The sequence below is a fragment of the Escherichia sp. WS1368 genome (assembly GCF_046487485.1).
Taxonomy (GTDB): domain Bacteria; phylum Pseudomonadota; class Gammaproteobacteria; order Enterobacterales; family Enterobacteriaceae; genus Escherichia; species Escherichia coli.
Genome location: NZ_JBJQJI010000001.1, coordinates 725,133 through 739,005 on the forward strand (window position 1 = coordinate 725,133; position 13,873 = coordinate 739,005).

Consider the following 13,873-nt stretch of genomic DNA (forward strand, 5'->3'; position numbering starts at 1 on the left):
ATGGCAGTACATGGTGATGTCAAAGGGTGAAATGCATTTTTTTGTTTGTTTGCTGTCAATTTCAACAAAGTGGTGAGCTTTCAATCTTATTGGTAATGAACCATCGTGGTGCATACCCTCCTTTTATAGGGCAGGGGAACGCGACAGCTGATAAAAAGAGCCAATGACGAACCTATCATAATCTCTTATTTGACAGTTGCTTAGCTTGTACATCAACGCCAAAATAAAACTGGCAAGCATCTTGCAATCTGGTTGTAAGTAATGGCGGCACTTGGGCCGATTCTTAAAAACCGGAGGCAACATGAACTTCAGACGCCTGAAATACTTCGTAAAAATTGTAGATATTGGTAGCCTGACCCAGGCTGCTGAAGTATTGCATATCGCACAACCAGCGCTCAGTCAGCAGGTTGCCACACTGGAAGGTGAGTTAAATCAACAACTTTTGATTCGCACAAAACGGGGCGTTACGCCAACTGACGCCGGAAAAATTCTCTATACCCATGCGCGGGTCATTTTACGTCAGTGTGAGCAGGCCCAACTGGCGGTGCATAACGTTGGTCAGGCATTATCGGGGCAAGTCTCGATTGGCTTTGCGCCAGGAACCGCTGCGTCATCCATCACCATGCCCTTATTACAGGCGGTTCGCGCTGAATTCCCGGAGGTCGTTATCTATCTTCATGAAAATAGCGGTGCAGTACTTAACGAAAAACTGATAAATCATCAACTCGATATGGCGGTGATTTATGAGCATTCCCCTGTGGCTGGTGTATCCAGCCAGGCTTTGCTGAAAGAAGATCTTTTCCTGGTAGGAACTCAAGATTGCCCGGGGCAAAGCGTTGATGTTAATGCTATTGCGCAAATGAACCTCTTTCTCCCCAGTGATTACAGTGCTATTAGACTTCGTGTTGATGAGGCTTTTTCCCTACGGCGACTCACGGCAAAAGTCATTGGTGAAATTGAGTCTATTGCCACGCTTACCGCAGCGATTGCTAGCGGCATGGGCGTTGCAGTATTACCCGAATCGGCCGCGCGTTCGTTATGTGGCGCAGTAAATGGTTGGATGTCACGCATTACCACTCCTTCCATGAGTCTCTCTTTGTCATTAAATTTACCCGCCAGAGCGAACTTATCGCCACAGGCACAGGCAGTGAAAGAGTTGTTAATGTCAGTGATGAGTTCTCCAGTGATGGAAAAAAGGCAGTGGCAATTGGTGAGCTAAGCGTTATATCGGGATGGAATAAGATGCGGGTTTTTATTATTTGTTATGCCGGGCATTAGACTTTAACAATAACGGGATATCTGAACTGCCCGGAGTTTACCGTGAATTTCCAACAACTAAAGATAATCCGCGAGGCTGCACGTCAGGATTACAACCTGACAGAGGTTGCGAATATGCTTTTTACCTCACAGTCAGGCGTCAGCCGTCACATTCGGGAACTGGAGGATGAACTTGGCATCGAAATATTTGTTCGACGAGGTAAGCGACTGCTGGGCATGACTGAACCGGGCAAAGCATTACTGGTCATTGCAGAACGCATTCTTAATGAAGCCAGTAATGTTCGTCGGCTTGCAGACCTGTTTACCAACGATACGTCTGGCGTTCTCACTATTGCAACGACGCATACTCAGGCACGTTATAGCTTGCCTGAGGTCATTAAAGCTTTTCGCGAACTTTTCCCTGAGGTTCGGCTGGAGCTAATCCAGGGTACACCACAGGAAATTGCGACGTTGTTGCAAAATGGCGAAGCTGATATTGGTATCGCCAGCGAGCGTTTGAGTAATGACCCCCAGCTCGTCGCCTTCCCGTGGTTTCGTTGGCACCATAGTTTGCTTGTTCCACTCGATCATCCCTTGACGCAAATTACACCGTTGACGCTGGAATCAATAGCGAAGTGGCCGTTAATTACTTACCGACAGGGGATTACGGGGCGCTCACGTATTGATGACGCATTTGTCCGCAAAGGTTTGCTGGCAGATATTGTATTAAGTGCGCAGGATTCTGATGTCATTAAAACCTATGTTGCTCTTGGGCTGGGGATTGGATTAGTTGCCGAACAATCCAGCGGCGAACAAGAGGAAGAGAATTTAATCCGTCTGGATACGCGGCATCTTTTCGATGCCAATACTGTATGGTTGGGACTGAAGCGAGGGCAACTTCAACGTAACTATGTCTGGCGCTTTCTGGAACTTTGTAATGCAGGACTGTCAGTTGAGGATATCAAGCGCCAGGTGATGGAAAACAGTGAAGAGGAAATTGATTATCAGATATAGCAAAAAGCCCGCTATAAAAGCGGGCTTTTCAGAAATTTGGCTCCTCTGACTGGACTCGAACCAGTGACATACGGATTAACAGTCCGCCGTTCTACCGACTGAACTACAGAGGAATCGCTGTTGAGGCACATCTTAACGGCGAAAAATCTTTTGTCAAACCCGATTTTTAAATTTCCCAACTGTTTGCCGTTTCTATCAACAGTTTGTTGCATTTGCAGACAATTTGTTGGCGAAAATCTTTGCAGCTTTGCTAATTCTCCCTCATCATTTGAAATGTGGTTTCACTTTCTGCAATTAAGGTCGGCTTTGAATATCTCCTCTGCTTTACGCCAGGTTGTTCACGGCACTCGCTGGCACGCCAAACGCAAGAGTTACAAAGTGTTGTTCTGGCGCGAGATAACCCCGCTTGCTGTTCCTATCTTCATGGAGAACGCCTGTGTCCTGTTGATGGGTGTCCTGAGCACTTTTCTGGTCAGCTGGCTGGGAAAAGATGCGATGGCCGGCGTGGGATTGGCGGACAGCTTCAATATGGTCATTATGGCATTTTTTGCGGCTATCGATCTTGGTACCACTGTCGTTGTGGCATTTAGTCTCGGTAAGCGGGATCGACGACGAGCGAGGGTGGCGACGCGGCAGTCATTGGTGATCATGACGTTGTTTGCCGTGCTGTTGGCAACGCTTATTCATCATTTTGGCGAACAAATTATTGATTTCGTTGCGGGTGATGCCACGACAGAAGTTAAAGCACTGGCGTTGACTTATCTGGAGCTGACGGTACTTAGTTATCCAGCAGCTGCCATCACTTTGATTGGTAGCGGGGCACTTCGTGGTGCAGGGAATACGAAAATACCGCTACTGATTAACGGTAGCCTGAATATTCTTAATATTATTATTAGCGGCATATTGATTTACGGCCTTTTCTCCTGGCCGGGACTGGGATTTGTCGGGGCTGGGTTGGGGTTAACCATTTCTCGTTATATTGGCGCAGTTGCAATTTTGTGGGTGCTGGCGATTGGTTTTAATCCTGCGCTAAGGATTTCGTTAAAGAGCTATTTTAAACCGCTGAATTTTAGCATTATCTGGGAAGTCATGGGGATTGGTATTCCAGCAAGTGTCGAATCAGTATTATTTACCAGTGGTCGGTTATTAACCCAAATGTTCGTTGCCGGGATGGGGACCAGTGTTATTGCCGGAAATTTTATCGCGTTTTCAATTGCGGCTCTTATCAACTTACCCGGAAGTGCGCTCGGCTCTGCTTCTACGATCATTACAGGCCGAAGGTTGGGAGTAGGGCAGATAGCGCAAGCAGAGATTCAGTTGCGTCATGTGTTCTGGCTGTCCACTCTTGGATTAACGGCCATCGCCTGGCTAACGGCTCCCTTTGCCGGGGTTATGGCATCGTTTTACACCCAGGATCCACAGGTTAAACATGTCGTTGTGATTCTGATTTGGCTAAATGCTTTATTTATGCCTATTTGGTCTGCCTCATGGGTGCTACCCGCTGGATTTAAGGGTGCTCGCGATGCACGTTACGCCATGTGGGTTTCTATGTTGAGCATGTGGGGTTGCCGGGTTGTAGTCGGTTATGTGCTGGGAATCATGCTTGGCTGGGGTGTGGTTGGTGTCTGGATGGGAATGTTTGCCGACTGGGCTGTGCGGGCCGTGCTGTTTTACTGGCGAATGGTTACTGGACGTTGGCTGTGGAAATATCCTCGATCTGAGCCGCAAAAGTGTGAAAAAAAGCCAATTGTGTCGGAATAAACGACAAAGTGCAGATTATTTCAGCAAACGATTTCAAATTTAAAAAACAGGCTTTGACATTGTGGATGGGCATCGCTAATATTCGCCTCGTTCTCACGATTCCTCTGTAGTTCAGTCGGTAGAACGGCGGACTGTTAATCCGTATGTCACTGGTTCGAGTCCAGTCAGAGGAGCCAAATTCAAGTTTTCATGCTTATCTGTACGTCTCTATTTGTTTACGATTCAGTAAGTTAGCGTGAAAATCCTTCCCGGTGCGTATCTGGTTTTCTCTCTGTATCGGGATAATTTGGTGGTCAGATCTGGGGTCAGTTTGGTTCGATTCTGGAGTGACCCCCAAATGTCTTTAAACGATTCTAAAATCCGCAAGTTAAAACCCTCTTCCCGTCTGGTAAAACTCTCCGACTCTCACGGTCTGTATCTGCTCGTCAATCCGGGCGGTTCACGCATCTGGTATCTCAAATATCGTTTCAACGGAAAAGAATCCAGAGTCAGTCTTGGCGCATACCCGCTTGTCTCACTGGCAGAAGCCAGGCAACAGCGCGACGGTATCCGTAAGTTACTGGCGCAGAATATCAACCCGGCGCAGCAGCGCATGGCGGAGAAAGCGGCCTGCTCCCCTGAAAAGTGCTTTAAGGCAGTGGCGCTGGCCTGGCACAAAACCAACAAAAAATGGTCGGCTGATTATGCCGCCCGTATTCTCGCCAGTATGGAAAACCATATCTTCCCGGCGATTGGTCATCTGCCAGTTGCCACTCTTAAAACGCAGGATTTACTGCTTTGTTGCGGGTTATCGAGGATAAAGGCTTTCTGGAAGTCGCGTCCCGAACCCGGCAGCAACTCAGCAACATCATGCGCTATGCCGTTCAGCAGGGGCTTACCGAAAGCAATCCGGCGCAGCATCTGGATGGCGTTGTCGCCTCACCCGTAAAGAATCACTACCCCGCGTTACTGCTGGAGCGGTTGCCCGAACTGCTTGGCCGCATCGGTGACTATCAGCAGGGCCGGGAGTTAACACGGCTGGCGGTGGTGCTGACGTTGCACCTGTTTATCCGTTCCAGCGAACTGCGTTTCGCCCGCTGGAGCGAGATCGATTTCAGGCACAAAATCTGGACCATCCCCGCCACCCGCGAGGCAATCGACAAAGTACGGTTTTCGGGGCGTGGCGCAAAAATACGTACCCCGCATATCGTGCCGCTCTCCCGCCAGGCGATTGCCATTCTGAAACAGATACAGGAGCTTTCCGGCCATCTGGATCTGGTGTTTCCCGGTGATCATAACCCGTACAAGCCAATGAGTGAAAACACCACCAACCGGGCGCTACGCCTGATGGGGTATGATACGAAAACTGAAATCTGCGGGCATGGACTCAGGGCGATGGCCTGTAGCGCCCTGGTGGAGTCGGAGCTGTGGTCACGCGATACGGTGGAGCGGCAAATGAGCCACCAGGAGCGTAACAGCGTGCGGGCAGCCTATGTGCATAAAGCGGAGCATCTGGAGGCCAGAAAGGCCATGATGCAGTGGTGGTCGGATTATCTGGATGTGTGCCGCGAGGGGTATGTTGCGCCGTACATTTATGCCCGGCAGCATAAGGCAGCCTGAATCAGAAATAACGGAAATCATTAAAAATGTAAAAGCAGATCCTGATTGACCGGGATCTGCTTTTTTGTGTTGATAGGTATTGCCGTTTTTTTATTATTATCAATCGGAAAGCATCTATAAATATTTGGCCCCAAATAATTTTTGGTGAAAACCAATCAATGAACCACTTATAAATAGGTAAGTACCGGAAATTATTCCAGTAGAATATTTTTAGGCAACTGCCTATTAATAAATACATTATTGATAGATAACTACCTTCTGTGATTTGCCCGCAAATCACAGAAGATGAAAACCTATCAATACGGGATATTTTCACGGAAATACCAATTAATACTCCAGAATATCTGCACCAGAATATCTCCTGACCCTATACTCTGAAACCTGTAAGAACTGCATCAGATATTCAGAGACCAGATAGATATAATTCTGAAATTATTTAGTTTCCAATGATTTCAGGCGAAAAACCTATCAATACATCTGTTTTCAACAGGCAGCCACCTTCCGTGATTAACATGTTAATCACGGAAGGTGAAAAGCTATCAATAATCGATATTTTCACGGAATTACCACTTAATACATCCCAAAAAATGCGCCATAAAATACCGGACAATCTTTCCTGATACACATTATCACTGCACCAGCTATACAGAGACAAAATAATCTGCACCAGCCCCTGTAAATCGGTTATCTGCGCCAGTGTCCCGCCGCTCTACCTGTTCAGGGCTGCGCCAGTTCCTGGCCCTTTGGTTTTCGGCCCTTTCCGGTCAGGCGCTGTTCCCCTTATTGCCCCTTAACCTTTATGGCCCTTTTCCTTTCTGGCGCAGCCAGTTTATTCGGAAATACACCATGACAGTCTGCACCAGACTGTATTTTCACCACAGGATAACGATCACAAAGTGCAAAAAAATAACATGAAGCACCGAAGATTGTTAATCTATATGTAGCAGGTAATGATGTCAAAAACTGTCGCAGCATTTTTTATAAAATTATGAGACATTCTGTGGGCATATAATATATGTCACAAGATGCAGGAAAACAAAGAGAGAGTTTTCAGATATAATCCTGCGTCAGAATTAATGTGATGCCCCGGTGAATTTACATTTTAAAATTTCCCTGTCCCGTAATATCGGTAAAAACGATTGAAACACCAGTTATTAATCGGGAACGTTTCGAGTGATTACAGGGTAATCACTATAATATCCCGGCAAACTATATTGGTTAAGCAGGAGAATCTGATCAGTTGATATTTATTCGTCATGCTGTAACGATATTTTCACAATATAAACCCGTTCGCCCCCTGCGCCAGATCCGGTACAGAGGGTACGATAAATCGCTGTCGTTACGCAGTAACGTACTATTTTGCGACATTCATGAATTCAGTCATTCCTCCCTCCAGCGGTAGCCGTACACCTGTTTCACCCAGCGACCGCGACCGTCGCCATGACCCAGATCCGTCGCCGTCAGCGCCAGTGACTCCTTTTCGCTGAATCCCTGCGCCAGTATCCAGGACTGTCGTATAACGGGGACGCCCGCCTTTGGTGCCAAATACCACTTTTAGCCGGGTTTCACCGCGGGAAATGGCTTTCAGCCACGTTTTCAGCGACTGTGAACTCTGTACCGCCTCCTGCGAACGCAGCCCCATCAGCCGCGCAATCTCCAGCGCTGCTGCCAGCCCTGCGTCCTGAGTACGGGCTTTCTCCATCACCTGCCTGCGTCCAGCCTGTCTCAGCACGGCCCGCAACGCTGCCATTTCGTTTTGCAACGTTCGTAAACCAATATCCAGCTCCAGCCGTTCCTCAATGTAGCATTCGATATGGCGAACCTTGATCTGCTCCACCCGCTGGATCTGGATATTCAGCGCCCGTAAATGTTCACTGAACCGTTTTGTAATATGGATACGGTCATTCACCGTTTTGAAGCTGCCGCCCGCTTTCTTCGCCAGCGCCTTCATTTCACTGCTTAATTTACTCATGAATCCCCCTGCAACAAAAACAAACAGTCTCCGGCGTGTGCTTTTTGGCTGCGCCAGAACGATACCTTCACGCCGGAGTGGTAGTTTGTTGAGGTTTAGGGAGTTTCAGGCTGTACGCAGTACAGACTGCCTGCGAAGCAGGAGTGTCTCCGGGGCTTCTTGCCCCCCTCGGTATCGATCTTTTTCTCCTTTACTCTTAGCTGACAGCGGCCCCAAAGGGCATGTCAGACGGCGGAAATATGGCGCAGGCCAGAACTGGCGCGGCTTGTGGCGGTGAGTTGTGCGGCGTCACTTTGCTTTTTCGCTGGCGCGACCAAAGTGACGCCTCGTCTGGTGCAGGGGGTAAACGTTACGTTTCTGGTGCAGGGTGACGGTCACGCGGCAGCAAAGCCTGACGGCAATGCAGGCCGCAGCCCGTCAATGTAAGGCGCTGGTTGTCAGCAGAAGATAAAACCCGGCAAAGCCAGAGTGTCAGCCCGTAAAGCCGGGTATCTGGTGCAGTGATGGTGTATATGTACGTCAGTCTCAGATGCAGGTATTATTGCATCCTCGGCGTTTTCAGAGATCAACGCCGGTAAAGGATGCCATGCTGGCGAAGCCAGGCGCTTCTTTCAGACGTGAAGCGACAAAGGGACTGCCCGGAGGCAGTTTGTTGCAGGCGGGAGACTGCGCCATTATTTCTGGTGCAGGAAGGAAAAACTGTTTCCGGGTTTAAAAGATTGTTTGCTTACCTGGTGACGGAAAAACTGCCGCGCTTCGCTTGTCTTCTCCCGGCGCGCTGCCAGCAAAAGCAGGCAGCGCGCCGGGAGAGTCTGGTTTTACTGTAACAATGCGCCTGACGGTTCAGCCATCAGGATCGGCGTTTATGCATGAGTCTTCCGGTACGGTTGCCCCGATCATCGATGTATCTGGACGGTCAGATAATTTCCGGTGATGTTTCCAGCGCATCCGCAATCAGTTTTTCGCCGCGCGGCCTGGAGCGGGTCAGCGCATTTGCCAGCGTGGAAGACGCCAGCCCGGCCCTGCGGGAAACCTCAGCCAGCGATGTTCCCTTTTTTCTCAGGCCCGCGATAATATCGGCGGGGTGCCAGTCGGGTTGCATCATGCTGGCCTCCCGTCGATAACCTGTATGCCGTCAGCAGTACATATCCAGCGTGGGGCGTTCAGATTGGCGGCAAAATACCAGACCAGTTCGCACAGCAGCCCGGTCAGCGTGGTTTCGGTTTCCGGCAGCAGCACGTGGCCGTTCAGTATCTGCGTCAGCGCCAGGCAGTAATCGCAGAGTGATCCTGCATCAGGCTCAAAACCGGGTGAAACATCGGGAAGATCATTCGTAATAAACCCGTCAATCAGATGTGGTGGGATCGGCTCGTTCAGCGTGGGCCGCAACAGTGCAAGACAGGTATTAAGCCTGCCACAGAGCGCCGTTTTCAGCGCCGGTTCGCAGCACTCGATGAGCGTTGTGGCAACGCGATCGCAGTACTCCGCCAGATCGGTGAAATCGGTAGCGGCACTAAAGGGAACAGCAAGTAAATTGCATTCAGAGGTGAGAGTAGTCGCCATAAGGCCGTCTACAGTGAGTGATAAATATTCCAGCCACTGGAGAGGCTAATCTCACGGGTGGTGGAACCGGACGGGGTTAGCCTTACCAGCCTCACTGACACTGGCGCGTCTTTCGACGCCCCCGCCCGATCCCGCCATTGAGATGAGACCGTGCGCGACACACAAATATTGTATCGTCAGTGAGGATCTTCAGGAGGCTAATCCCGACGCCTGATTTTGCAGGCGCGGCGCAACAATACAATGTTCGGTAATTTTCAGCAAGAGGTTTAGCGGAAGCAGACGCACAGGAAAATACAATCACGCGATAAATATTAAATACAATTATATTTATATAAAATATATATTGAGCAATATGCAGACACTTTCCAGTAAATATCCTGTCAGTTAATTCGTCCCGTTGATATCAGTCAAAAAAATAAATGTAAAAAGAGCGTATTTCGTTTCATACAGTAACGTTATTTATCATTTTGTCCGGTGTCGCCAGCATCAGGCCAGATGAACCATAAAAAAGGATATCAGCGATGAGCGGAAAACCGGCAGCACGTCAGGGCGATGCCACAATGAAAGGTGGCCCGATAGTCCAGGGGTCGGCAGGCGTGAGGATTGGCGCGCCAACCGGCGTGGCCTGTTCAGTGTGCCCCGGCGGATTCACTTCCGGTAACCCGGTGAATCCGCTGCTCGGTGCAAAAGTACAGCCCGGCGAAACCGATTTCGCGCTGCCCGGCCCGTTACCGTTCGTGCTCTCCCGCACCTACAGCAGCTACCGGACGAAAACCCCTGCGCCCGTCGGTATCTTCGGTCCTGGCTGGAAAGCACCCTTTGATATCCGCTTACAGATACGCGATAACGAACTGATACTCAATGATAACGGTGGCAGAAGCATTCATTTTGAGCACCTGTTTCCCGGTGAGGATGGCTTCAGCCGCAGCGAATTATTCTGGCTGGTGCGCGGCGGCGTGGCGAAACTGAATGAAAGTCACCGTCTTGCCCCACTCTGGCAGGCTCTGCCGGAAGAACTCCGCATGAGTCCGCATATTTATCTGGCGACGAACAGTCCGCAGGGGCCGTGGTGGATACTCGGCTGGAGTGAGCGGGTACCGGGTGTGGATGAGATGCTGCCTGCGCCATTGCCGCCGTACCGGGTGCTGACCGGCCTGGTGGACCGCTTCGGGCGTACCCTGACCTTCCGGCGTGAGGCAGTTGGCGAATTTACCGGGGAAATCACCGGCGTGACCGATGGCGCAGGCCGTCAGTTCCGCCTGGTGCTGACCACGCAGGCGCAGCGGGCGGAAGAGGCCCAGCAGCAGGCGGTTGCAGCCGGAGCAAAACGACCAGATATCCCGGTTTCATTGCCGGACTATACAGAATATGGCCGGGATAACGGCATCCGCCTGTCAGCGGTGTGGCTGACGCATGACCCGGAATACCCGGAGAATTTACCTGCCGCGCCACTGGTGCGCTACGACTGGACGCCACGCGGTGAACTGGCGGCGGTGTATGACCGCAGCGGTACGCAGATGCGCCACTTTACTTACGATGATAAATACCGGGGCCGGATGGTGGCGCACCGTTACGCAGGCAGGCCGGAGATGCGTTACCGCTACGACGACATCGGGCGCGTGACGGAACAACGTAATCCGGCGGGTTTAAGCTACACCTATCAGTATGAGAAAAACCGCATCATCATCACCGACAGCCTGAACCGGTGCGAGGTGCTGCATACAGAAGGCGAAGCCGGGCTGAAACGGGTGGTGAAAAAAGAGCACGCTGACGACAGCGTCACACAGAGTCAGTTCGATTCCATTGGCCGCCTTCAGTCACAGACGGATGCGGCAGGCCGGACGACAGAATACAGTCCGAATGTGGTGACGGGTCTCGTCACACGCATCACCACGCCGGACGGCAGGAAATCGGAATTTTACTATAACAACCAGAACCAGTTAACCTCAGCATCCGGGCCTGACGGACTGGAAATGCGCAGGAAATATGATGAGTACGGGCGTCTGACGCAGGAAACCGCTCGCAACGGCGATATCACCCGCTACAGTTATGATAATCCGCACAGTGAATTACCCTCTGCAACTGAAGATGCGACGGGTAGCCGCAAGCAGATGACGTGGAGCCGTTACGGGCAGTTACTGACTTTCACCGACTGCTCAGGCTACCAGACCCGTTATGAATACGACCGCTTTGGTCAGATGACGGCGGTCCACCGTGAGGAAGGTGTCAGTCTTTACCGCAGCTATGACAGCCGTGGTCAGTTAATCTCGGTGAAAGATACGCAGGGCCGTGAAACGCAGTATGAGTACAACGGTGCAGGCGACCTGACCGCCATTATCACGCCAGACGACAACAGAAGCGAGACACAGTACGATGCGTGGGGAAAGGCCGTCAGTACCACGCAGGGCGGGCTGACGCGCAGCATGGAATACGACGTTGCCGGACGTGTCATCAGCCTGACCAACGAGAACGGCTGTCACAGCGACTTCAGTTACGATGTGCTCGACCGCCTGATACAGCAGAGCGGCTTTGACGGGCGGACGCAACGTTACCGTTACGACCTGACCGGGAAACTCACGCAGAACGAGGATGAGGGGCTTGTCACCCTCTGGCACTACGACGAATCGGACCGTATCACACACCGCACGGTGAACGGCGAACCGGCAGAGCAGTGGCGGTATAACGACCACGGCTGGCTGAAAGAAATCAGCCACCTGAGCGAAGGTCACCGGGTGGCGGTGCATTACGGCTATAACCGTAAGGGACGTCTCACCGGCGAGTGCCAGACGGTGCATAACCCGGAGACGGGGGAACTGCTCTGGCTGCATGAGACAAAACACGCCTACAACGAACAGGGTCTGGCAAACCGCGTCACGCCGGACTGCCTGCCTGCTGTGGATTGGCTGACCTACGGCAGCGGTTACCTGGCGGGGATGAAGCTGGGCGACACGCCGCTGCTGGAGTACGCGCGCGACCGCCTGCACAGAGAAACGGTGCGCAGCTTTGGCAGCATGGCAGGCAGTAATGCCGCATACGAACTGACCAGCACATACACCCCTGCAGGCCAGTTACAGAGCCAGCACCTGAACAGCCTGGTGTATGACCGTGACTACGGGTGGAATGACAACGGCGACCTTGTGCGCATCAGCGGCCCGCGACAGACGCGGGAATACGGCTACAGTGCCACGGGCAGGCTGGCGAGTGTACGCACCCTCGCACCGGACCTGGATATCAGCATCCCGTATGCCACCGACCCGGCGGGAAACCGGCTGCCGGACCCGGAGCTGCATCCGGACAGTACACTCACGGCGTGGCCGGATAACCGCATCGCCGAAGACGCGCATTACCTGTACCGTTACGATGAATACGGCAGGCTGACGGAGAAGACGGACCGCATCCCGGCGGGTGTGATACGGACGGACGACGAGCGGACCCACCACTACCACTACGACAGCCAGCACCGTCTGGTGTTCTACACGCGGATACAGCATGGCGAGCCACTGGTCGAGAGCCGCTACCTCTACGACCCGCTGGGACGGCGAATGGCGAAAAGGATATGGCGGCGGGAGCGTGACCTGACGGGGTGGATGTCGCTGTCGCGTAAACCGGAGGAGACATGGTACGGGTGGGACGGCGACAGGCTGACGACGGTGCAGACTGACACCACGCGTATCCAGACGGTGTACCAGCCGGGAAGCTTCACGCCGCTCATCAGAATCGAAACAGACGTGACCGAACTGGAGAAAGCGCAGCGGCGAAGCCTGGCGGAGAAGTTACAGCAGGAAGGGAGTAAAGATGGTCACGGCGTGGTGTTCCCGCCTGAACTGGTGCGGCTGCTGGACAGGCTGGAGGGGGAAATCCGGGCAGACCGTGTGAGTGACGAAAGCCGGGCGTGGCTTGCGCAGTGCGGGCTGACGGTGGAGCGGCTGGCGGCACAGATCGAGCCAGTTTATTTGCCTGAGCGAAAAATACATCTTTATCACTGCGACCACCGGGGACTGCCGCTGGCGCTTATCAGTACTGAAGGTGCAACGGAATGGCGTGGGGAGTATGACGAGTGGGGGAATCAGCTTAATGAGGAGAACCCGCATCATCTGTTCCAGCCATACCGCCTGCCGGGGCAGCAGTACGATGATGAATCGGGGCTGTGCTATAATCGTTATCGTTACTACGAGCCGTTACAAGGGAGGTATATTACACAGGACCCGATTGGGTTAAATGGGGGGTGGAATTTATATAAATATCCGCTGAATCCAATAAATTATGCAGATCCTCTTGGCTTAGCCGTAGATATAAACCACTTCCCAGTCAACGAAGACATACGAAATTATGCAGAGAAAGTTTGGAATAATCCTAATATCATTACAATTGGAACACATGGTGATCCTCAATCAGTATATGATGAAAATTATAATAAGATAGATGTCAAGACATTAGCTAATGAGGTTCGAAATCATCCTAAATTTAAACCTGGAATGTCAGTAAGACTGTTATCCTGTAATACAGGAAAAGGAAATAACTCTTTTGCACAGCAATTGGCAGATGAACTAGGTGTGAGAGTCTATGCTCCTGACCAATATGACTGGTACTATTCAAATGGTAAGGTAGAGCCTTGGGGAGGATTCTATGATGCAAACAATCAATTGCAAATGGACACGAATCAGCCTGGACATGAGTTTACATTCAAGCGAAGGAAACCATAGGTAT

The 13,873-nt window shown here is 51.5% G+C and carries 7 protein-coding genes, 2 tRNA genes and 2 pseudogenes; 7 read left to right on the top strand and 4 right to left on the bottom strand.

Features of this window, described 5'->3' with window-relative positions; genetic code table 11:
• The first annotated feature begins 301 nt into the window (after positions 1-301).
• Complete coding sequence (nac, locus tag ACJHYD_RS03495; protein WP_001578547.1) at positions 302-1,219, top strand: nitrogen assimilation transcriptional regulator NAC; 918 nt, start codon at positions 302-304, stop codon at positions 1,217-1,219.
• Positions 1,220-1,320: 101 nt separating this feature from the next.
• The gene (gene cbl / locus ACJHYD_RS03500; protein WP_001011028.1) at positions 1,321-2,271 is read left to right on the top strand and encodes an HTH-type transcriptional regulator Cbl; all 951 of its coding nucleotides are present in this window, start codon (positions 1,321-1,323) and stop codon (positions 2,269-2,271) included.
• A gap of 37 nt (positions 2,272-2,308) precedes the next feature.
• On the opposite strand, the gene ACJHYD_RS03505 is transcribed toward cbl, so the two are convergent.
• A tRNA-Asn gene (locus ACJHYD_RS03505) sits at positions 2,309-2,384 on the bottom strand.
• Between the two features lie 160 nt (positions 2,385-2,544).
• Between ACJHYD_RS03505 and yeeO the strand changes: the two genes are divergently transcribed.
• The 3 genes and pseudogenes from yeeO to ACJHYD_RS03520 all read left to right on the top strand — a co-directional run bounded on the left by yeeO (position 2,545) and on the right by ACJHYD_RS03520 (position 5,631).
• A complete protein-coding gene (gene yeeO / locus ACJHYD_RS03510) occupies positions 2,545-4,032 on the top strand; it encodes a toxic metabolite efflux MATE transporter YeeO (RefSeq protein WP_001578546.1) in 1,488 nt (495 codons plus the stop codon).
• 100 nt (positions 4,033-4,132) lie between these two features.
• A tRNA-Asn gene (locus ACJHYD_RS03515) sits at positions 4,133-4,208 on the top strand.
• A 161-nt stretch (positions 4,209-4,369) separates the two neighbouring features.
• Positions 4,370-5,631, top strand: a pseudogene (locus ACJHYD_RS03520) (tyrosine-type recombinase/integrase).
• A 1,380-nt stretch (positions 5,632-7,011) separates the two neighbouring features.
• Here the strand turns inward: ACJHYD_RS03520 and ACJHYD_RS03525 are convergent.
• Positions 7,012-7,603: pseudogene (locus ACJHYD_RS03525) on the bottom strand (phage integrase N-terminal domain-containing protein).
• Positions 7,604-7,870: 267 nt separating this feature from the next.
• Between ACJHYD_RS03525 and ACJHYD_RS03530 the strand changes: the two are divergent.
• Positions 7,871-8,029 carry a hypothetical protein gene (locus ACJHYD_RS03530; RefSeq protein ID WP_000301065.1) on the top strand — a complete coding sequence of 53 codons (159 nt, stop codon included), beginning with the start codon at positions 7,871-7,873 and terminating at the stop codon, positions 8,027-8,029.
• Between the two features lie 490 nt (positions 8,030-8,519).
• Here ACJHYD_RS03530 and ACJHYD_RS03535 read toward each other — a convergent pair whose 3' ends face one another.
• The gene (locus ACJHYD_RS03535) at positions 8,520-8,708 is read right to left on the bottom strand and encodes a helix-turn-helix domain-containing protein (protein ID WP_001578542.1); all 189 of its coding nucleotides are present in this window, start codon (positions 8,706-8,708) and stop codon (positions 8,520-8,522) included.
• The gene (locus tag ACJHYD_RS03540; protein ID WP_033547210.1) at positions 8,705-9,166 is read right to left on the bottom strand and encodes a hypothetical protein; all 462 of its coding nucleotides are present in this window, start codon (positions 9,164-9,166) and stop codon (positions 8,705-8,707) included. The genes ACJHYD_RS03535 and ACJHYD_RS03540 overlap by 4 nt, the downstream gene beginning before the upstream one ends.
• A 521-nt stretch (positions 9,167-9,687) precedes the next feature.
• On the opposite strand from ACJHYD_RS03540, the gene ACJHYD_RS03545 reads away from it, so the two are divergent.
• Complete coding sequence (locus tag ACJHYD_RS03545; protein WP_059326696.1) at positions 9,688-13,869, top strand: RHS element core protein; 4,182 nt, start codon at positions 9,688-9,690, stop codon at positions 13,867-13,869.
• Positions 13,870-13,873 lie beyond the last annotated feature (4 nt).

What these genes read in the sequence shown, in the direction of transcription:
- nac (WP_001578547.1), top strand. Translation starts at nt 302, where the DNA reads ATGAACTTCAGACGCCTGAAATACTTCGTAAAAATTGTAGATATTGGT.
- yeeO (WP_001578546.1), top strand. Translation starts at nt 2,545, where the DNA reads ATGTGGTTTCACTTTCTGCAATTAAGGTCGGCTTTGAATATCTCCTCT.
- ACJHYD_RS03535 (WP_001578542.1), bottom strand. Translation starts at nt 8,708, where the DNA reads ATGATGCAACCCGACTGGCACCCCGCCGATATTATCGCGGGCCTGAGA.
- ACJHYD_RS03540 (WP_033547210.1), bottom strand. Translation starts at nt 9,166, where the DNA reads ATGGCGACTACTCTCACCTCTGAATGCAATTTACTTGCTGTTCCCTTT.
- ACJHYD_RS03545 (WP_059326696.1), top strand. Translation starts at nt 9,688, where the DNA reads ATGAGCGGAAAACCGGCAGCACGTCAGGGCGATGCCACAATGAAAGGT.